This is a genomic window from Oceanospirillum sp., assembly GCF_048265165.1.
Classification (GTDB): Bacteria; Pseudomonadota; Gammaproteobacteria; order Pseudomonadales; family Halomonadaceae; genus Oceanospirillum.
Genome location: NZ_JBLXCD010000003.1, coordinates 305,482 through 325,870, shown reverse-complemented (window position 1 = coordinate 325,870; position 20,389 = coordinate 305,482). Strand labels below are relative to the sequence as shown.

The following is a 20,389-nucleotide window of genomic DNA, read 5'->3' as shown; positions in this document are numbered from 1 at the left end:
ATGTCCGAAGCTGAACAGCTCGCGCTGCTGCGCGACCAAATTGATTCCATTGATCAGCAGATTCAGCTGTTGATTAATCAGCGTGCCCGGTGTGCGCAGCAGGTGGCAGAAGTAAAGCAAGCTTCCGGCTCCGTTGATATCCACTTTTATCGTCCTGAGCGTGAAGCCCAGGTTCTGCGCCGGGTGATGGATCGCAATGAAGGACCGTTGTCATCTGAAGAGATGGCGCGCCTGTTCCGGGAAATTATGTCGGCCTGTCTGGCCCTTGAAGAACCGGTTAAGGTGGCGTTTCTTGGCCCGGAGGGGACGTTTACTCAGGAAGCTGCTCTTAAGCACTTTGGCCACTCAGCTCTCAGTCTGCCAATGGCGGCTATTGATGATGTCTTTCGTGAAGTGGAAGCTGGAGCAGTCGCTTACGGTGTGGTTCCGGTTGAGAACTCCACAGAAGGTGTGATCAGTCATACTCTGGACAGCTTTATTGATTCCTCCCTGAAGATCTCCGGTGAAGTAGTACTGCGTATTCACCAGTACCTGCTGGTGGGGGAGAGTACCCGTAAAGACAAGATCTCCAGAATCTATTCCCATGCTTCTTCTCTGGCTCAGTGCCGAAAGTGGTTGGATCATCACTATCCGAATGCTGAGCGTATTGCGGTAAGCAGTAACGCCGAGGCTGCACGTTTGGTGAAAAGTGAATGGCACTCAGCGGCGATTGCCGGTGATATGGCCGCTCAGCTGTACGGTCTGGAAAAACTGGCTGAGAAGATTGAGGATCAGCCGGATAACTCGACCCGCTTCCTGATTATTGGTAACCAGGAAGTGCCGGCCAGTGGCGAAGATAAAACCTCTCTGATGGTGGCAACCCGCAATCAGCCGGGAGCGCTGCATGACCTGCTGGAACCCTTCCATCGTCACGGTATCGATTTGACCCGTGTTGAGACGCGCCCATCTAAGGTGGGGGCCTGGAATTATGTTTTCTTTATCGACTTTGCTGCTCATGCAGAAAATGACAAAGTTAAAGAAGCATTGGCGGAAATCAGTCAGAGAGTATCTGATATTAAAATTCTGGGTTCTTATCCAAAGGGTGTGCTTTGAAGGCTCCCTGAGGTTAGTGTGCAATAAGCAAAACCAGACGGGAGGCTTGGCCTCCCGTTTTGTTGTCTTGACCAAGTGCAGATAAGAACAGACAAGTACAGGCAAAGCGAAATAGCTAAGGCGGAATAATTATGGCATGTGATTACATTGAATTAGCAAATAAAGGCGTTCAGGGTCTGCAGCCGTACCAGCCCGGTAAGCCGGTAGAAGAGTTGGAGCGTGAGCTGGGTATCAGCAATATCGTTAAGCTGGCCAGTAACGAAAATCCGTTGGGCCCAAGTCCAAAGGCACTGGCTGCGATTCGTAACCAAATGCCGGAGCTAACCCGTTACCCTGACGGTAACGCGTTTCGTCTGAAGCAGGCAATTGCTGACAAACTGAATGTGGCTATTGATCAGATCACCTTGGGTAACGGTTCCAATGATGTACTGGAGCTGATCGCTCGTAGCTATCTGACTGCCCATAGCGCTTCTATGTATTCCCAGCATGCCTTCGCAGTTTATCCTATCGTGACACAGGCGATTGGTGCTCAGCATATTGCCGTGCCCGCAGTAAACTGGGGGCATGATCTGGATGCGATGGCCGAAGCGATTACCGATAAAACCCGCGTGATTTTTGTTGCAAATCCGAACAATCCAACTGGAACCTGGTTGAGCGAAAACGCGGTACGCACCTTTCTGGATAAAGTACCGGAGCGCATTATTGTGGTTCTGGATGAAGCCTATACTGAATATGTTGATCAGCCGGATTTCCCAAATGGCATCAGCTTGCTGAGTGATTACCCGAATCTGGTGGTGACCCGTACTTTCTCCAAAGCATACGGTCTGGCCGGTTTGCGTATCGGTTACAGCGTCAGTCATCCTCAAGTTGCTGATATTCTAAATCGCATTCGCCAACCCTTTAATGCCAATCTGTTAGCGCAGGAAGCCGCTATTGCAGCCTTGAGCGATGATGAATATCTGGTCAAAAGTGTTCAGGTGAATGCCGAGGGTATGGCGTATCTGGAAGCAGAATTTAACCGCATGGGGCTGGACTATATTCCGTCTGTGGGTAACTTTATCAGTGTGGATGTTGGGCAACCGGCGGGTTCTGTTGATGACGCTCTGCTTCAGGAGGGGGTTATTGTGCGTCCGGTGGCTCCTTACCAAATGCCAAACCATCTTCGGGTATCTATCGGTACGATGGAAGAGAACCAGAGATTTATAGCAGCGCTGGAGAGGGTTCTGACAATTTCAGGTACTGAAAACGAGCAGGGAGAATAAACCCGAGTGAAATCGATAAAGAAAACACTCGTTATAGGCCTTGGATTGATCGGCGGTTCCCTGGCACTGGCGCTGCGTAAGGCAGGGTTGGGAGGAAGCATTATCGGCTGTGACCGGGATCAGAGCGAGGTGGAACTGGCGATCAAAATCGGCATGATTGACCATGGCTCGACCCGGGCGGAAGACTGGATTGCTGAGGCGGATCTGATCGTGGTCTCGGTGCCTGTCATTGCTATGGAATCAGTGATGATGCAGCTTAAACCCTTGCTTCGTAATGATACGATTGTTACTGATGTAGGCAGTAGCAAGGGCTCTGTGCAAACATCTGCAGTCAAGGTATGGGGCGGGTTGCCTGCAAACTTTATTCTTGGCCACCCCATAGCTGGCTCTGAGAAAAGTGGAGTCAGTGCGGCGCTGGTGGATCTCTATCAGAAGCATAAAGTGATTCTGACTCCGACCCAGGATAATAACCGGCAGGCTGTATCTATCGTGACTCAGATGTGGCGATCAACGGGTGCTGATGTGCTTACCATGGATATTGCCCGCCATGATGAAGTTTTGGCGGCAACCAGCCATTTGCCACATATGCTTGCGTTCTCCCTGGTTGATACCCTGGCTTCACAGGATGAAAGCCTGGAAATTTTTCGTTATGCCGCTGGCGGTTTTCGCGATTTTACCCGAATCGCAGCCAGTGATCCTGTGATGTGGCGTGATATCTACATTGCAAATAAACCCGCTGTATTACAAGCGCTTACGGAGTTCGAGCAGGGCTTGTCACGCTTAAGAACGGCCATTGAAGAGTCGGACAGTGACGCTATGCTGGGTATTTTTACCCGTGCCAAAGCCGCCCGTGAGCATTTCTCAAGAATTTTGGAAAATTCGGCGTATATCCCTATGCAAAATAAGCTAATTAACTACCGCACCTCACCTGGTAATGCCCTGAGTGGCCGTATTCGTGTTCCGGGTGATAAATCGATCTCCCACCGCTCCATTATGTTGGGCTCTCTTGCTGAAGGCGTCACCCAGGTTAAGGGTTTCCTTGAAGGGGAAGACAGTCTGGCAACCCTGCAGGCATTCCGTGATATGGGGGTTGTGATTGAAGGACCTCATCAGGGGGAAGTCACCATTCATGGTGTTGGTCTTAATGGTCTGAAAAAACCTGCAGGTGCACTCTATTTGGGCAACTCAGGAACCTCAATGCGCTTACTATCCGGCCTGCTGGCGGGGCAGGCATTTGATGTGGAGCTTACAGGCGATGCGTCTCTGACTAAACGTCCGATGGAGCGCGTGGCTAAGCCGTTGCGTGAAATGGGGGCCGTGGTTGAAACAGCAGAAGGTGGTCGACCACCTTTGATGATTCGCGGAGGGCAGGCTCTGAAAGGGATTGATTATAAGATGCCGATGGCCAGTGCCCAGGTGAAATCTTGTGTCCTGCTGGCAGGCTTGTATGCAGAAGGTGAAACCAAAACAACGGAACCAGCACCGACCCGAGATCATACGGAGCGCATGCTGACCGGTTTTGGTTATGAGGTGAATCGTGAGGGGGCAACGGCCTCTCTGCAAGGGGGCGGAAAGCTAGTTGCCGGTAATATTGATGTACCGTCAGATATCTCTTCAGCTGCTTTTTTCATGGTGGCAGGCTCTATTGCTGACCGCTCTGAGATTCTTATTGAGCATGTGGGTATGAATCCGACCCGGGTGGGTATTGTAAATATCCTGCGTGCAATGGGTGCCGATATCACGCTGGAAAATGAATCGGAAGTGGGGGGCGAGCCTGTGGCGGATGTACGGGTGCGCTCAGCGGACCTTAAAGGCATCGATATTCCTCAGGATCAGGTTCCGCTGGCGATTGATGAGTTCCCTGTATTATTTGTGGCGGCTGCTTGTGCCGAAGGTGTTACCCGCTTGCGCGGTGCAGAAGAGTTACGGGTTAAAGAAAGTGATCGTATTCAGGTGATGGCTGATGGTCTGCAGGCGCTGGGTATTCAGTGCACCGTTTATGACGATGGAATTGATATCGTTGGCATTAATGCTGTCCAGGGTGGAAAGATGACCGGAGGGCGTGTTCATAGCCATGATGACCACCGTATCGCCATGTCTTTTGCGGTGGCATCTTTATGCTCAGAAGGGGAGATTTTTATTGAGGACTGCGCCAATGTGGCGACTTCTTTCCCTGGTTTTGTCGAGCTTGCCAATAAAATTGGCATGAAGATTAACGTTGAAGAAGCTTGAGTGAATAGGGAATAGCAATGAGTAGAGCAGCTCCTGTAATTACATTGGATGGGCCGGGTGGTGCTGGTAAAGGCACTATCAGTCAGATTATTGCCGGCAAGCTGGGCTGGCATTTGCTGGATAGTGGAGCCCTGTACCGGTTGACGGCCCTTGGCGCAGAACGCAAAGGTGTTGCTTTTGATGATGCCGCAGCGCTGGCTGACGTTGCTCGTAATTTGGATATCGCTTTTCTGCCCGGCGCAGAGAATGAACCCGTCAGCGTGATGCTTGATGGCGAAGAGGTTTCCAAAGCGATCCGTACCGAGACAACCGGTAATAATGCGTCTATCGTGGCGGCGCTGACTCCTGTGCGCGATGCGTTGCTGCAGCGTCAGCGTGATTTTCGTCAGGCTCCCGGTGTTGTCGGCGATGGCCGTGATATGGGCACTGTGGTGTTTACTGATGCGCCGCTGAAAATTTACCTCACTGCCAGTGCCGACGAACGGGCGCGAAGAAGGGTAAAACAGTTGCAAGAAAAGGGCATTGATGCTAAATTCCAAGCCATTTTAAGCGAGATACAAACTCGCGACGAGCGTGATATGAATCGAGACGTGGCGCCCTTAAAGCCCGCGGATGATGCGATTACGCTTGATACAACCGATATGTCGATTCCGGAAGTGGTTGCACAGATTATCGATTTGGCTAAAGCGCGAGCTTTGGTCTGATTTTCTGTTTTCTGTTTTCGGGGGGTGCTCAGGCAAAGTGTCATAGGGAATATCTGTCCTTTAACTGATAAACGGATATTCACCTGAACCGGCGTTAACACTTCTGAGCGCAGATAAAATGAAGCCCGTATTTGCTGGTGATACGGAGACTGTGGAGAAGCAATGTATACAGCGGCTTAATTAGCCGTGTTGCTAATCCCTTAACTTGTAGATCACGTAGGATAAATAATGAGCGAATTAAGCTTTGCTGAGCTGTTTGAACAGAGCCTCCAGGAAGTCAACATGGAGCCAGGCTCCATTGTAACCGCAACGGTTGTTGATATTGATGGTGACTGGGTAACGGTTCACGCCGGCCTGAAATCTGAAGGTGTGATCCCGCGCTCTCAGTTTGTAAATGAAGGTGAAGAGTTTGCCCTGTCTATTGGCGATGAAGTTCAGGTAGCTCTGGAAGCAGTAGAAGATGGTTTCGGTGAAACTCGTCTGTCCCGTGAAAAAGCGAAACGTGCTGAAGCATGGAAAGGCCTGGAAGCGGCCTTTGAGAAGAACGAAATTGTTAAAGGTGTGATCAACGGTAAAGTTAAGGGCGGCTTCACAGTTGACGTTCATAACATCCGTGCGTTCCTGCCTGGTTCTCTGGTTGATGTACGTCCGGTTCGTGACACCACTCACCTGGAAGGCAAAGAGCTGGACTTCCGTGTAATCAAGCTGGATCCTAAGCGTAACAACGTTGTTGTATCCCGTCGTGCGGTTCTGGAAGCAGAAAACTCTGCAGAGCGCGAGCAGCTGCTGGCTAACCTGCAAGAAGGCCAAGAAGTTAAAGGTATCGTTAAGAACCTGACTGACTACGGTGCATTCGTAGATCTGGGCGGTGTTGACGGCCTGCTGCACATCACTGATATGGCTTGGAAGCGTATCAAGCATCCTAGCGAAATCGTTAATGTTGGTGATGAAATCAACGTTAAAGTTCTTAAGTTCGATCGCGAGCGTAACCGTGTATCACTTGGCCTGAAACAGCTGGGCGAAGATCCATGGGTGAACATCATTTCCCGTTACCCAGAAAACACCAAAGTAACTGCACGTGTTACTAATCTGACAGACTACGGTTGCTTTGCCGAACTGGAAGAAGGTGTTGAAGGTCTGGTTCACGTTTCTGAAATGGATTGGACTAACAAAAACATCCACCCATCTAAAGTTGTTAACGTGGGTGATGACGTTGAAGTTATGGTACTGGATATTGACGAAGAACGTCGTCGTATCTCTCTGGGTATCAAACAGTGCACTCCAAACCCTTGGGAAGAGTTCTCTGGTAAGTTCAACAAGAATGACAAAGTGACTGGCTCTATCAAGTCTATCACTGACTTCGGTATCTTCATCGGTCTGGATGGCGGCATCGACGGTCTGGTTCATCTGTCTGATATTTCTTGGAATGAAGCTGGCGAAGAAGCTGTTCGTAAGTACAAGAAAGGCGACGAGATCGAAACTATCATTCTGTCTATCGATCCAGAGCGTGAGCGTATCTCCCTGGGTATCAAGCAGCTGGATAGCGACCCATTCGCTGAGTACGTGTCTGAAAATGACAAGGGCACTCTGGTAAATGGTAAAGTTGTAGCGATTGACGCGAAAGAAGCGACTATCGAACTGGCAACTGACGTTATCGCTACTCTGAAAGCGTCTGAAATCAGCCGTGACAAAGTAGAAGATGCTCGCAACGTACTGAACGAAGGCGACGCTGTTGAAGCTAAGATCGTTAGCATCGACCGTAAGAACCGCGTTATCAACTTGTCTGTTAAAGCGAAAGATGCTGCAGATGAGAAAGAAGCGCTGCAGAAAGTTCGCTCTCAGGAAGTTGAAGCTGCAGGTCCAACCACTATTGGTGACCTGATCAAGCAGCAGATGAAAAACAACTAATCATTACTGATTAGCTGGGTTTCACAGAAAACCACCGCTTAGCGGTGGTTTTTTTTCGTCTGCAGAAAAGTATATCGCAGGCTTGAATACCCGAGATGTTTTTTACTATGGACTAGCCATAAGTCAGATATGGCGAGGCCTGTAGTATTTTTGGAATTGAGTCACACCATTACAATAAGCATTAAAAAATTGTTGGCATACTGCTTTCGGAGGACTACATTTAGATTCGTTGCAGTGCAACAGCCTATTGATAATCAGATAAATGCCGGACAAGGAGTGTGGCCGATGGGAGTTAAATATAAAGCTCAGTTGGGCTGTGTGAACCATGTCTTACCCTCCATGCCAGCTTCTATTGCGGGCCATCTCTCTCTGAACACACCTGTTGGCAGCTGTGTTGATCATTTTGGCAGAGTTTGGCTGGCGGATACCGCGCACAACCGGTTACTGGTTATGGATGCTGAGCTTGAAACCATTTTGATGGCTTTCGGTTCAACCGGTAGTGGTGACAGGCAGTTCAATATGCCTTTCCGGCTTTTGGCTCACCCAGAGAAACGCCATATCTACGTTACTGATATCGGCAATTTCCGGGTTCATATCCTCTCTTACGATGAAAATACCATTACTCCAATCTCAACATTTGGTGATACCTCTAGCGTTGACCTGAAAGGCCCTAATGGCATTGTTTATTACCGGGGTCAGCTTTGCGTTGCCGATGAGTTTTTTGAAGGGCCTGATGGTGTCAGTCGTTTAGTTGTATTTCGTGATAACGGAGAGTACCTCTACGATATCCATCAGATTACCGGCTATAAAACACCGGTAGAGCTGCTTTGGCCCCAGGGGCTAAGTGTTGATCGGCAAGGGCGTATTTACATCGCTAATACCGGTTTTAATACCGTTGTTCGCTGTGACTGGCAGGGTAAGGGCGTTGTTTTTTCATCCACAGGCAAACCTTATCTTGATGGCCTTGAGCTGGCGCGGGATGTTGCCATTATTCAAGGTAAGGTGCTGATTCCGGGTGGCAAAAGTAATGCGATTTCTGTTTATAACCAGAATGGTGTTTTTCAGGGGGCTTTAGCGGGTTATTTTTCGCCAATTCAGCTAACGGAGTTTCCCCAGGAAAATACGTTTCTGGTAACCGAGCCGATTCTGGCTTCTTTGCAGTTACACAAGGTTAATCTTAGACGGGTACAGCATGGACGTGATATTTATCCTGATGTGCTGGTACAGGTTGGAGATGAACGTGACAGTAAGGGGCAGCTTCATTTTGCAACCTCTGCTGCGGGTGATATTGCTTCAGATGGGCGCAGTGCTTCCGCGGCTCAATCTCCAACAGTGATGCCTTGGTTTTCTCGGGAACAAGTAGGGCATCTGGAGCAGCAGCAGGAAAAATTGCTGAAGCTGACGGAGATACCTGGCATGCCAACCTGGCTCAATATGGGACTGAATTGGCAGATGGAGTGGATGCAGCGCTGGCAAAGAAGCTGGCTTTCTCTGCTTATGCCGTCATCGAATTCGGCTGAAGATGAGAGTCTTTGGGTTGTCGATGCCGGAAACTATCAGCTGCAATCCACAGATAATTTAAAATCGAACAGTTTACGTTCAACCAGTATGCCTCTGTTGCCTGGCTCTTTAGGGATTACCTCTCTTACACCGCTTAATCCCTTCCCAGGGCAATTTGATCCTGAAATTCCCTTATTAGTTGTCAGCAATTTTCTCAGCGGAATTGTCACAATTTATCAATACCATCCATTCTACAAAGAGTTAATTCCCTATACGGCTTTCGGTTCTCAGGGGCATTTCCCGTGGCAGCTGAATAAGCCTCAGGGGCTAGCCATTGATCCCGTTAGTCGGGATATTTTTATTGCGGACTCCGGTAATAACCGTATCGCGCGCTGGCGCCTCAACAGGCTGGGAATCGTTGGGCTGGTAGATACCTTTGGGATTCTGGGGGATGGTGACGATCAGTTTCATACGCCCTCTGATATTGCTGTGTCTGATGATGGTCTTTGTTATATATCTGATCAGTTCAACCACAGGATTCAGGTAACCGATGTACAGGGGCGACCGGTTCGTCGTTTTGGTCAGCCAGGTTATGGAACCGACGATGATCACTTTCTGCTTCCTACTAGTGTTGAGTTTGAGCAGGGTTATCTTTTTGTTTCAGACCTGGTGAATCGTGCGGTGAAGGTTTTCGACCGGAATGATCAATGTGTGTCTTCTTTTGCTGCTTTTGGTGCGGATAGTTCTAAAGGTCAGCTATGGATGCCTTATCTGATGCATGTTCGTAATCGGCGGATTTACTTGCCGGATTGTGCCTTGAATCGGGTCAATGTTTACCATTTTGATGCAGGAGATCAGGCGTGAGTGTTTTTACCAGGGCGGCGGCCAAACGAAGGAAGGACAGGCAGCAGTTTGAGCAACAGGGGGGCAGCATGGGCGTTGTTTCCAAAGCAGACTCAGAGGAGTTGCTTGAAACCATCAGGGATGTCATCCGGGAAACAGCTACTGAACCGAATGTGGATCGGGACGTTGCTGTTGAACAACTGAACCGGTTACAGGAAAAACACCATAAACTTCTGGCCGGAAAGTGTATTACAGGGCCTTAGGTAAACGCCTTGGGCAAGGATTAGAGGGAACATCATGGAAACCAGTTTATCAAGAATATCCATTGCGACTCGCGCTTGGATGATACTGGGTTTGTTTGCTTTAGGGCTGGTGATCAACACCTTGTTGGATGCATCGAAAATGCGTGATCACCTGCGTGATAGCTATGAGAAAGGAGTATCACTTCTGGTTGAAAGCGGAGTGGGCGTCATTGATCATTACTACCAGCTTAGTCAGGAAGGTACGCTGTCAGAGGCAGAAGCCAAGCGTCAGGCACTGGCTGCTGTTACAGCTATGCGCTTTGATAACGGTAACTATCTTTTTGTGGGTGACAGCGAGGGTGTTCAACTGGCCAGCGGAGTTGAAGCCCTAGTCGGTAAAAATATCATGGGTCTGAAAGACCCGAATGGTAAGCCTTTCGTTAAGGAGCTTTATGCTCAGGCAAAAAGCGGCGGCGGTTTTGTTGATTATCAATGGCCAGGTAGTGAGAACAAAGAACAGCTAGACCCCAAAACCAGCTACGCTGATTATTTTGCTCCATGGCAATGGACCATTGGAAGTGGTCTGAATATGGATGCACTACAGGCGGATATTGCTGCTTCTGAGCTAATGTCTATCTTCAATGGTGTGATTATTCTGGTTGGTTTATCGGTTATTCTGGTGTTCTTTATCCGCAGTATTACAACCCCTCTGAATCGAACGGTAAAAGCGATGCGGGGCCTGTCACAGGGAGAGGGAGATCTCACCCAGCGTCTCGAGGAAACCGGTTCTGTGGAGCTGGTAGCACTGGCACGTTACTTTAATCATTTTGTGGCGTCGCTGCAGGGCATTATGCGTGATGTCAGTGGGTCAGCAGAACGGCTGGCAAGTTCGGCCTCGCAAATGGTGGCGTCGACTCAGAGTGTTGATGGTAGTGTGTATCAGCAGAAGCAGGATTCAGAACAGTTGGCAAGTGCTATGATGCAGATGCTGGCCAGTGTTGAAGAGGTGACCGAACGCACGGTTCAAGCCAATGAATCGACGATTCAGGCGAGTAGGGAGTCGGAGCAGAGTCAGGAGATTATACGTCAGAATATTGCTGAAGCGGAGCAACTCTCCTCTGCTATTCAGGAGGCCAGTAGTGTGATCTCGCGCCTGGCAGAGGACAGTCGTAATGTGGATACGGTTCTGGAAGTGATCCGTGGTATTGCTGAGCAGACTAACCTGCTGGCACTGAATGCGGCCATTGAAGCGGCTCGTGCCGGTGAAGCTGGCCGTGGTTTTGCGGTTGTTGCTGATGAGGTGCGTACTTTGTCTCAACGTACTCAGGAGTCGACGGCTGAGATTCAAACCATTGTTGAGAAGCTGCAGGCAGCAGCTGAGCAAGCCGTATCGGTCATGAGTGATGGTGCTGAGAAAGCAGGCATTGCAGCTGAAACATCTGCATCCGCGGGGCAGGCGCTGGGCAATATTACACGGGAAGTTGCCTCGATTCAGCGTATGAACCAAGAGATTGCCGCGGCGTCAGAAGAGCAATCCACAGCCGTATCGGGCATCAATAACAATGTAGTCAGCTTACGGGATCTGACTATGGATGTCAGTAATGAGTCTGCTCAGATGGCGTCAGCCAGCCAGAATCTGATGCAGGTGTCTCAGGATATGATCCACCTGATTAACCGTTTTAAAGTTAACTAAATTTCAGGCTACTGATCAAAGAAGGCTGTTTCTTTGAAAGTATCCGGCCAGCTGAAAGGCTTGCCGGATGCTTTTTTCATCTATGATTTTATCTGTTGTCGGCTCTGCCAATCTTCCTCTGACTCTAGGCGGGTCAGTATTCCCTGCAGTAGGCTAAGTTCTGCCTTTTCCGGTAGACTGCGCTGAAAGTAAGCCCGCAATTTCCCCAAGGTGACATCTTTTGGTTTACCTTTAAAATAACCTGCGTCATCCAGACACTCTTCCATGCGCTGCAGAAAAAACTGCATTTCTTTGGCACTGGGTCGCTCAATCTCTTTTTTCACTGGCTCAAAGTGAGTCAGACTTTTCTGGTACAGCTCATAAGCGATAATCTGAACAGCAGAAGCCATATTCAGAATCGAATAGTCCGGGTTCGCCGGAATAAAGACATGCTTGTTACACAGTTCATATTCTTCTGTTGTCAGGCCACTACGCTCTCGGCCAAAGACAATTGCAACTTCTTCAGTAGTCTGTGTCTGGTGGGCAAAGAGAGCACATTCAGGCGGCGTCATCGCAGGAACCTGATGGGAGCGCGGGCGGGCACTGGTGGCAATCACATGCTCACAGTCTCCGACAGCGTCTTCCAGCGTTTCGCAGAGCACAATCTTGTCCAGAATATCTTCGGCACCGGCAGCCATGGTATTGGCGTCTTCATGGGGGAACTGATTTGGGGAAACCAGATAAAGGCGATCCAGTCCCATCACCTTCATCGCCCGTGCAGCGGAGCCGATGTTGCCAGGGTGATAAGTGTTTACTAAAACAATGCGGATTTTTTCGAGCATAAGTGATCCGTAAAAGCGCTAAATTTGAAGAGATTATACCAAGCGTATATTGAGTGCTGAGCCGCTAATCTGAAGCGGGCAAGGATACCGTAAACGGATTGGCGTTGCAGGCTGAAAAACAACAGGCGAAAAAAAGCCCCGCTGCTGCCGGTTAAAGCATTCAGCGAGGCTTATGGTATCAGAGATCAGCGCCTAACAGAGGCGCTGTTCCCGATGGCAGGGCTGATGATCACATCATACCGCCCATGCCACCCATACCGCCCATGCCGCCCATATCAGGCATACCACCAGCGGCACCTTTCTCTTCTGGTGCATCAGCTACCATCGCTTCAGTAGTGATCATCAGACCTGCAACAGAAGCTGCAGCCTGTAGAGAAGAACGGGTTACTTTCGCTGGGTCAAGAATACCCATTTCGATCATATCACCGTATTCACCGGATGCTGCGTTGTAGCCATAGTTGCCTTCGCCCGCACGAACGTTAGCGACAACAACGGAGCCTTCTTCACCGGCATTAGTTACAATCTGGCGCAGAGGTGCTTCCATGGCGCGGAAAGCCAGTTCGATACCAACGTTCTGATCGTGGTTATCACCCTGAATCTCTTTAACTTTTGCCAGAGCACGGATCAGAGCTACACCACCACCAGGTACCACGCCTTCTTCCACTGCAGCACGGGTTGCGTGCAGAGCATCTTCAACGCGGTCTTTCTTCTCTTTCATTTCCATTTCGGAACCAGCGCCAACTTTAATAACGGCTACGCCGCCTGCCAGCTTGGCAACACGTTCCTGAAGCTTCTCTTTATCGTAATCAGATGTGGTTTCTTCGATCTGAGCACGGATCTGAGTAACACGGGCTTCAATCGCTGATGCTTCACCAACACCATCAATAATAGTGGTGTTCTCTTTGCTCATGGTGATGCGCTTCGCGCTACCCAGATTCTCAAGAGTAGCTGCTTCCAGGCTCAGGCCAACTTCTTCTGAAATGACAGTACCGCCGGTTAGAATAGCTATATCTTCCAGCATCGCTTTGCGGCGATCACCAAAGCCAGGGGCTTTAGTAGCAGCAACTTTTACGATACCGCGCATAGAGTTAACAACCAGAGTCGCCAGTGCTTCGCCTTCGATATCTTCAGCGATGATAACCAGTGGCTTGCCTGCTTTCGCAGTGGCTTCCAGAACCGGCAACAACTCACGGATGTTAGAAATTTTCTTGTCAACCAGCAGCAGTAGAGGGTCATCCAGCTCAACGGCCATTTTCTCTTGGTTGTTTACAAAGTAAGGCGACAGGTATCCACGGTCGAACTGCATACCTTCAACAACTTCCAGCTCATCATCAAAGCCGCGACCTTCGTCAACAGTGATAACGCCTTCTTTGCCCACTTTAGCCATCGCTTCAGCGATAATGTCACCTACAGTGGCGTCGGAGTTTGCAGAGATGGTACCAACCTGTGCAATCGCTTTATTGTCAGCGCAAGGAACAGATAGTTCTTTCAGTTCAGCAACAACAGCTTGAGTCGCTTTGTCGATACCACGCTTCAGATCCATTGGGTTCATGCCGGCAGCAACAGACTTCAGACCTTCAGTAACGATAGACTGCGCCAGAACGGTTGCAGTCGTTGTGCCGTCACCAGCTACATCATTTGCCTTTGACGCAACTTCTTTAACCATTTGTGCGCCCATATTTTCGAACTTATCTTTCAGCTCGATCTCTTTGGCAACGGAAACACCATCTTTCGTAATGGTCGGAGCACCAAAAGACTTCTCCAGAACCACGTTACGACCTTTAGGGCCTAAGGTTGCTTTAACCGCGTCAGCCAGTACGTTTACGCCTTCCAGCATGCGCTGACGTGCATCAGTACCAAATAATACTTCTTTAGCCATTTTGAAAAATCCTGTTCAGTAAATTGTTGTCTGTTGATAAGTACAAATGCGTCGAGCTGAATTAGCTTTCTAAGACAGCATAGATTTCGCTTTCGCTCATGATCAGCAATTCTTCACCATCAATTTTTACAGTGTTGCTGGCATAAGGACCAAACAGAACGGTGTCACCTTCTTTAACGCTCACAGCCTGAAGCTCGCCGTTATTAAGAACGCGACCCTGACCGACTGCTACTACTTCACCTTGATTAGGCTTCTCTGCAGCAGAGCCTGGCAGAACAATACCACTTGCTGTGGTGGTTTCTTCTTCTTTGCGGCGGATTACTACGCGGTCATGCAAAGGACGGATTTTCATTCTCAAATCACTCCTAAAAAAGATCGTTAATATTCAATCTTTAAAGTTCCGGTATAACCGGATGTTTTGGTTTTGCCCCTAAGGGCTCAAAGCTATGCCCTTTTAATGGGGACATGCTTTTTCAATTCAATGGCTTAGGAAAATTATTTTTTCCTTTCGTAATCACCTTCAAGCACATCACCAGAGTCTTTTTTGTTCTCTTGCTGAGTGTTTTGGTGATACGTATCCCTCTGGCTGCTTTGAGCATCATGCCAATGGGTTTGTTCATGTGTCTGATGGATAGGGCTAATGCTGATATTTTTCAAGACCTGGTTTAAAAGAAAATGACGGCTACCCGGCAAAATACAGATAAAACCCAGAGCGTCGGTAACGAAACCAGGTGTTAAAAGCAATGCTCCCCCCGCTGCCAGAACAATGCCTTCAGCCATTTCTCTGGCAGGAATTTGCCCCTGATTGATTTTCCAGTTAGCCCGGTTAAGCATCGCTATGCCCTGCTGTTTGAGAAGAGCAATACCGATGATCGCAGTCAGTACGACCAGCGCAATAGTAGAAAGTGCTCCGATCTGTTGTCCAACCTTAATCAGAACAACCATTTCGATTAGGGGCACTGCGATAAATAAGAGCAAAAATTTATTCATAAGTCGTTTCCTGATTGTCTGAACTCAGATATTGGGATAGAGAATGAGGATTTCAATCCTGTGCAATCGGCCTCCTCACTTTCTTTTTTGTGTTGCAGATGCGAAAAACAGGGTTCGCAACTTAAAAAAAATAAGTTATATTGCGATGCACAAAATCATAAAAAAGTATTCAACCTTAATATAAGTGGCGATGATGCCATGTAAGAAGCCTAGGGGGTCGTGATGGATTTACAGGATAAAGTTGTTGTAATTACAGGTGGTGGTCAAGGGCTGGGGTGCCAGATGGCTCTGCGTTTGGCGACTAAAGGTGCTAAGTTAGCATTGGTTGATTTGAACCAGGAAAAACTGGATGAAACAGTCAGCTTGGTAAAAGAAGCTGGTTCTGATGCAAAAACCTATATTGCGAATGTTGCTCAGGAAGCTGAAGTAGAAGCAACTTTTAATAAAATCGCAACTGAATTCGGCCGTCTGGATGTTCTGGTTAATAATGCAGGTATCACACGTGATGGCTTGTTTATCAAAGCGAAAGAGGGTCAGGTTCAGCAGAAGATGAGTCTTGAGCAGTGGCAGCAGGTGATTGATGTAAATCTGACGGGTGTATTTCTGTGTGCCCGTGAAGCTGCATGCCAAATGATTGAGCGTGATATTCAGGGGGTTATTATTAATATCTCCAGTATCTCCCGTTCCGGCAACCTAGGCCAGACCAATTATACCGCCGCTAAAGCTGGTGTTGCTAGTATGGCGGTAACCTGGGCCAAAGAGCTGTCCCGTTACGGTATCCGTGTTGGTGCGATCGCTCCAGGCTTTATCGAAACTGATATGACGGCTGGTATGAAGCCTGAAGCACTGGAAAAAGTGTGCTCAGTGATTCCTATGAAGCGTCTGGGCAAGCCTGATGAAATAGCTCACTCTGTTGAGTACATTATTGAAAATGATTACTTCACAGGACGTATCATCGAGTGTGATGGTGGTTTGCGTATCTGACTCGGGTTGTTGGATCGTGTACGTCTTAAAAAGGAAGGTGAAGACCTTCCTTTTTTATTGCATAGATTGCAGTCAGATTTTGATCCTCCCCTTGTTTTGTTCTAGAATTCTCAGATTGATACCTTTCACTTGAGTCAGTGCTTCAATGCTTTTGAATGGTCCGTGTTGACTCCGAAAATCCAGTATACGTTGTGCTTTTGCAGGTCCGATTCCTTTCAGGTCCTGTAGTTTGGATAAGTCTGCCTGATTGATGTTGACAACAGAAGCCTGCAGGGTCGTTGTTGCGACCGAGGCTGTTTGTTCTGTTTTTTTCGCTTCAGCTTTCAATGCGGGGCTGCCCAGGAAGGAAAAAGCGATTAATAAGGCAGTCATCAGGCTTTTTTTGAAGGGTAAGTGCTTAACCATCATAAAACATCCTCTGTTGGTTTTTTCCATATATTGCTTTTTAAGCATAGAAAAAAAATGGCAATTGTCCTGATAGACTTTAGTTTTAATATGACTTTTATATGTCTGATAACTTTTGGAAGAATTTGTCCTGTACCCTTTCAGAGCAGGCTTTATAATGTGCGCGCACTCACCGCAGAGGAAAACCGATGTCTCTATTTACAGAAAATCCGATCATTGTTGCTCTTGATTATCCGAATGCCGAACAAGCGTTCGCATTTGTGGATCAGCTTGAGCCGGGACGTTGTCAGCTTAAAGTGGGTAAAGAGCTTTTCACCCGGTCAGGCCCATCTATTGTTGAGGCTTTGACCAAACGAGGTTTTAAGGTCTTTCTGGATCTGAAGTTTCATGATATTCCAAATACAACCGCTCAAGCTGTTCTGGCTGCTGCGGACAGTGGCGCCTGGATGGTTAACGTTCATGCTTGTGGCGGCCGCCCTATGATGGAAGAGTCTTTGGCGCGTCTGCGGGGCGCCGGTCATGATACTTTATTGATTGCGGTGACGGTTCTTACCAGTATGAATGAACAGCAGTTACGTGAAACCGGCGTCCATGCGACTCCGGCAGAACAGGTGATGCATCTGGCCACGCTTACTGAGCAGGCTGGGCTGGATGGCGTGGTGTGTTCTGCTCAGGAGGCGGTCATGCTACGTGAAGCACTGCCGAGAAGCTTTCAGTTGATTACGCCGGGTATTCGTCCTTCTTTTGCTGTTAAGGGTGACCAGCAGCGCGTTGTTACTCCCGGGCAGGCTTTGATTGATGGCAGTGATTACCTGGTTATCGGTCGTCCTATCACTCAGGCAGAAGACCCTATGCAGGCGCTGGCTCTGATTGAGAGCGAGATCGCATCTGTAAGACGCTGAGAAGGAAGAGGCTATAGGGGAGAGGGCTTGTGATGGAGGTGTTCTTTGTCCGGTGTCTTAAAGTATATCATCAGGCCTTACTGTTCCCCAGCTGCGACATTTGTGACACTGCCAAAGAGGGCTGTGGTTACTTTTGAAACCGCAGCTTATACAACGGGACTTGTGTTGCTTGCTTTCATAACGGGTAAGCTGTTGCTCCAGTTGAGTCAGATGCCCGTGTATATCTTCTGAGGGCGTCAGTTCCCGAATCAAATGTATCTGAAGTGCTGCCACATAGGGTGAGGCACTTTGCTGGCGCGTAGAATAAGCCTCCAGATACTCGAGGGATGAACGAGCCCCATGCTTTTGCCGGATCAGGTTAGCTTTAAGGCTAAGAGCTGTTTGTGATGGAAAGGCCTCCAGTGCTTCATTCAACACAGGGCTGAGCTCTTTTTCAGGCATGATGCTGCTCAGCTCCGGTAATATCAGAGAGTAGTAGCGCTTATCCTGTTGTGGAATTCTTAACAGCAGGGATTTGCCTTTACGAATATTTTTGTTTTTGAGCTCAAGGTGGGCTGTTGACCAGTTTGCGCGAATGCAGTTCGGATCATTGTAAAGAGCCTGCTTCAAATATTTTTTTGCTTGTATGGTTTCGTTTTGTTCGAGCAGTTGCTCTGCAAGCTCGCAATAGTAATGGGCTACTGCGATGCGCTGTTCCGGCAAGTCTCTCAGAAGCCGGTTACCGCTGATATCAATGGCCTTTTGCCATTCTTTTTCCTGTTCATAGATGCGTAATAGTAGCTTCAGAACCTGCAGGCGGATGTCGTCTGATTGAGCTTTAGTTATCTCAAGCAGTAAGCGCTCTGCACGATCAAACAGACCGGCGGCGAAAAAATCACGGGCAAGTTCCAGTTGGACCTGCTGGGTCAGTGGCTTACTTAACGTTGGGCGGGCAAAGAGATTCTGATGCAGGCGGATCGCTTTTTCTGTTTCGCCTTTACTGCGAAAAAGATTACCCATGGCAATATGGGTGTCAACGGTCTCTGGATTAATTTCAAGAACCCGCATAAAAGTTTCTATTGCCTGATCCTGTTGATCATTTAAAAGGTAGGTCAGGCCGGTAAAGTAATCTTTATTCAGGCTGCTTTCTGTCAGGGGAGCCTTGCGATGCCTGCTTTTATTTTTGGTTTTTTGACCAAGAAAAAAGCCGGTTGCTATTGCTGTAACCAAAATAATCAGCAGTAGCATTTCATTCATTCTGACTGTCCTTTAAACCAGATATTCTCAGGGTGTCCAGCTCTTTTTGAGCAGTTTTCAAAGCTTTTTCACTTCGTAACTGAGAGGCTTTCAGACGTACAAAGGTGGTAAGCGATAGTAACCATCCTGTGATAAGACCGATAACCAAACTGCCCAGAATAAGTAAAGAAATGCTGATTTCCGGTAGGCGGAAAATTAGTAGGTCGATGGCGTAGGGTGTTGTGTTACGGGAAGAAAAAAGCACGCCAGTGATCAGAAGTGTTAAGACCACAACAAAGAGAATACCGCTTTTAAGCCAACGCATCTTAACTCCTGTTATCTGATTGGGTATAGCTGGATTATGCCAGCATTAGACAGGAATCTCATTAATGAAAAAGAGCAGATGTCCAAGCTCAGAGTTTTAAACTGCAAGGCACGACATGTTAGCCTCGCAGTTTTTTGGCTTCATCAACTTGTTCACGAAGTTCTTTTCCCGGCTTGAAATGAGGGACAAATTTTCCGGTCAGATCAACGGATTCGCCGGTTTTGGGATTGCGGCCGGTACGGGGCTCTCTGTAATGCAGAGAAAAACTGCCAAAACCGCGAATCTCAACTCTGCCTCCGGTAGCCAGTGCATCGGTTATTTGCTCAAGAAGTATGCGAACAGCAGCCTCAACTTCCTTCGCTGATAGCTCAGGTTGCTTTAAGGTTATTTGCTCAATTAACTCTGATTTAGTCATTGTCTGTTTCCTGCATGTCGATCGTTATTCTTTTATGGGCTTTTTTATTCCGTTAAGCAATATTATTATCGGCCGGTTACGGCAAAATAAAATAGAGATAATCTCTGTATTAAACAAAAGGTTAGTGAAAAATCAATGGTAAAAGCAGTTTTTTGTTTTGATCATTGGTCGTAGTGATCTGGGGTAAGCTGTTCAGGCGCGGTATAATGGGCTATGTCAGCTCGGAATTGCGTCCGGGACTTTTAAAAGTATTTAGGTGCGTAGATGGGTATTGAAGAAGAAGTTAAGCGTTTACAGTGGCAGAGTCGTCGTGGCATGTGGGAATTAGATCTGATGCTGGTGCCCTTCGTTCGAGATTGTTTTCAGGGGTTGGACAAAGAGGATCGGCAGCGCTATGAGCAGCTGCTTGAATGTGAGGATCAGGATCTTTTTGTATGGCTGATGCAGCGTGATCTGCCTGAAGAACCTGAGTATCGTGTCATTCTGGAAAAAATTATTACGTATGCCGAACACGGTGATCTCTCTAACTTTAAGAGCCTCTGATCGACTGCGTGGCTGGCTTCTGGCAGGTCACGCTTTCCCTTTTCTGCTTTTGCTGTACCTGTATCCACAGTGGATTAATTTGCTGCTTATCATTCCGGTTATTTACTTCTGGCATCGATCCAAAAAGATATTTGGTCTGATGGGGCTTCCCTGTGATATTCGCGGTATTGCTTTTGCTGACGGGCAGTGGACATTAACGCTTTACTCGGGCACCTCACTCCCTGTCGAGTTGATCAGTAGCATAGGTTTTTACCGTTTTTGGCTGTTTTTGTTATTTCGGGATGAAAATGGTGAGATTTATCGTGCTTTTATTGTTGACGACAGTACTGATCAAGGTAGCTTCCGTAAACTTAGAGTTTTACTGAGTTTTGTCAGTAAAAAAGCCGGCTTCAGATTCTGAACCGGCTTTTATTTTATTCTGTGGCCGAGGGCAT

19 protein-coding genes and 1 pseudogene are annotated in these 20,389 nt (G+C 48.1%); 12 read left to right on the top strand and 8 right to left on the bottom strand.

The genetic code is table 11. The annotated features are described in order from the left end of the window. The 8 genes from pheA to ACN0R8_RS08450 all read left to right on the top strand — a co-directional run bounded on the left by pheA (nt 1) and on the right by ACN0R8_RS08450 (nt 11,476). The gene (gene pheA / locus ACN0R8_RS08485) at nt 1-1,092 is read left to right on the top strand and encodes a prephenate dehydratase (RefSeq protein WP_417596649.1); all 1,092 of its coding nucleotides are present in this window, start codon (nt 1-3) and stop codon (nt 1,090-1,092) included. A gap of 131 nt (nt 1,093-1,223) precedes the next feature. Beyond that, a complete protein-coding gene (gene hisC / locus ACN0R8_RS08480; protein ID WP_417596648.1) occupies nt 1,224-2,354 on the top strand; it encodes a histidinol-phosphate transaminase in 1,131 nt (376 codons plus the stop codon). Between the two features lie 6 nt (nt 2,355-2,360). Beyond that, on the top strand, nt 2,361-4,586 hold the full coding sequence (locus ACN0R8_RS08475; protein WP_417596646.1) for a bifunctional prephenate dehydrogenase/3-phosphoshikimate 1-carboxyvinyltransferase: 2,226 nt from the start codon (nt 2,361-2,363) through the stop codon (nt 4,584-4,586). 17 nt (nt 4,587-4,603) lie between these two features. Then, nucleotides 4,604-5,290 carry a (d)CMP kinase gene (gene cmk / locus ACN0R8_RS08470; RefSeq protein ID WP_417596645.1) on the top strand — a complete coding sequence of 229 codons (687 nt, stop codon included), beginning with the start codon at nt 4,604-4,606 and terminating at the stop codon, nt 5,288-5,290. A gap of 228 nt (nt 5,291-5,518) precedes the next feature. Then, on the top strand, nt 5,519-7,198 hold the full coding sequence (rpsA, locus tag ACN0R8_RS08465) for a 30S ribosomal protein S1 (protein ID WP_417596644.1): 1,680 nt from the start codon (nt 5,519-5,521) through the stop codon (nt 7,196-7,198). A 285-nt stretch (nt 7,199-7,483) separates the two neighbouring features. After that, nucleotides 7,484-9,562 (top strand): hypothetical protein, encoded by a 2,079-nt coding sequence (locus ACN0R8_RS08460; protein ID WP_417596643.1) that lies wholly within the window; start codon nt 7,484-7,486, stop codon nt 9,560-9,562. Further along, nucleotides 9,559-9,804: a hypothetical protein gene (locus ACN0R8_RS08455; RefSeq protein WP_417596642.1), complete on the top strand. Its 246-nt coding sequence runs from the start codon at nt 9,559-9,561 to the stop codon at nt 9,802-9,804. The genes ACN0R8_RS08460 and ACN0R8_RS08455 overlap by 4 nt, the downstream gene beginning before the upstream one ends. Before the next feature lie 34 nt (nt 9,805-9,838). Further along, the gene (locus tag ACN0R8_RS08450) at nt 9,839-11,476 is read left to right on the top strand and encodes a methyl-accepting chemotaxis protein (RefSeq protein ID WP_417596641.1); all 1,638 of its coding nucleotides are present in this window, start codon (nt 9,839-9,841) and stop codon (nt 11,474-11,476) included. Nucleotides 11,477-11,556: 80 nt separating this feature from the next. Here the strand turns inward: ACN0R8_RS08450 and ACN0R8_RS08445 are convergent, their stop codons facing one another. From ACN0R8_RS08445 to ACN0R8_RS08430, 4 genes are all read right to left on the bottom strand, one after another. Beyond that, a complete protein-coding gene (locus ACN0R8_RS08445) occupies nt 11,557-12,297 on the bottom strand; it encodes an RNA methyltransferase (protein ID WP_417596640.1) in 741 nt (246 codons plus the stop codon). 229 nt (nt 12,298-12,526) lie between these two features. Next, entirely contained in the window at nt 12,527-14,176 is a 1,650-nt protein-coding gene (gene groL / locus ACN0R8_RS08440) for a chaperonin GroEL (protein ID WP_417596639.1), read from the bottom strand. Between the two features lie 61 nt (nt 14,177-14,237). Then, a complete protein-coding gene (locus tag ACN0R8_RS08435) occupies nt 14,238-14,528 on the bottom strand; it encodes a co-chaperone GroES (protein WP_077242829.1) in 291 nt (96 codons plus the stop codon). 143 nt (nt 14,529-14,671) lie between these two features. Next, nucleotides 14,672-15,166, bottom strand: a complete 495-nt coding sequence (locus ACN0R8_RS08430) for an FxsA family protein (RefSeq protein WP_417596638.1) — start codon at nt 15,164-15,166, stop codon at nt 14,672-14,674. 222 nt (nt 15,167-15,388) lie between these two features. Between ACN0R8_RS08430 and ACN0R8_RS08425 the strand changes: the two genes are divergently transcribed. Beyond that, nucleotides 15,389-16,150 (top strand): SDR family oxidoreductase, encoded by a 762-nt coding sequence (locus ACN0R8_RS08425; protein ID WP_417596637.1) that lies wholly within the window; start codon nt 15,389-15,391, stop codon nt 16,148-16,150. Between the two features lie 72 nt (nt 16,151-16,222). Here the strand turns inward: ACN0R8_RS08425 and ACN0R8_RS08420 are convergent, their stop codons facing one another. Continuing rightward, nucleotides 16,223-16,585: a ComEA family DNA-binding protein gene (locus ACN0R8_RS08420; RefSeq protein WP_417596636.1), complete on the bottom strand. Its 363-nt coding sequence runs from the start codon at nt 16,583-16,585 to the stop codon at nt 16,223-16,225. Between the two features lie 158 nt (nt 16,586-16,743). Between ACN0R8_RS08420 and pyrF the strand changes: the two genes are divergently transcribed. Next, nucleotides 16,744-17,457 carry an orotidine-5'-phosphate decarboxylase gene (pyrF, locus tag ACN0R8_RS08415; protein ID WP_417596635.1) on the top strand — a complete coding sequence of 238 codons (714 nt, stop codon included), beginning with the start codon at nt 16,744-16,746 and terminating at the stop codon, nt 17,455-17,457. Nucleotides 17,458-17,514: 57 nt separating this feature from the next. Here the strand turns inward: pyrF and ACN0R8_RS08410 are convergent, their stop codons facing one another. From ACN0R8_RS08410 to ihfB, 3 genes and pseudogenes are all read right to left on the bottom strand, one after another. Next, the gene (locus ACN0R8_RS08410; RefSeq protein WP_417596634.1) at nt 17,515-18,693 is read right to left on the bottom strand and encodes a tetratricopeptide repeat protein; all 1,179 of its coding nucleotides are present in this window, start codon (nt 18,691-18,693) and stop codon (nt 17,515-17,517) included. Beyond that, nucleotides 18,686-18,997 carry a LapA family protein gene (locus ACN0R8_RS08405; protein WP_417596633.1) on the bottom strand — a complete coding sequence of 104 codons (312 nt, stop codon included), beginning with the start codon at nt 18,995-18,997 and terminating at the stop codon, nt 18,686-18,688. The genes ACN0R8_RS08410 and ACN0R8_RS08405 overlap by 8 nt, the downstream gene beginning before the upstream one ends. A 118-nt stretch (nt 18,998-19,115) precedes the next feature. Next, nucleotides 19,116-19,415 (bottom strand): annotated as a pseudogene (gene ihfB / locus ACN0R8_RS08400) (integration host factor subunit beta); the annotation flags it as partial. Nucleotides 19,416-19,676: 261 nt separating this feature from the next. Between ihfB and ACN0R8_RS08395 the strand changes: the two are divergent. Further along, nucleotides 19,677-19,955 (top strand): succinate dehydrogenase assembly factor 2, encoded by a 279-nt coding sequence (locus ACN0R8_RS08395; protein ID WP_417596632.1) that lies wholly within the window; start codon nt 19,677-19,679, stop codon nt 19,953-19,955. Beyond that, complete coding sequence (locus ACN0R8_RS08390) at nt 19,915-20,355, top strand: protein YgfX (RefSeq protein WP_417596631.1); 441 nt, start codon at nt 19,915-19,917, stop codon at nt 20,353-20,355. Before ACN0R8_RS08395 ends, ACN0R8_RS08390 begins: the two co-directional genes overlap by 41 nt. The last annotated feature ends 34 nt before the right edge of the window (nt 20,356-20,389 follow it).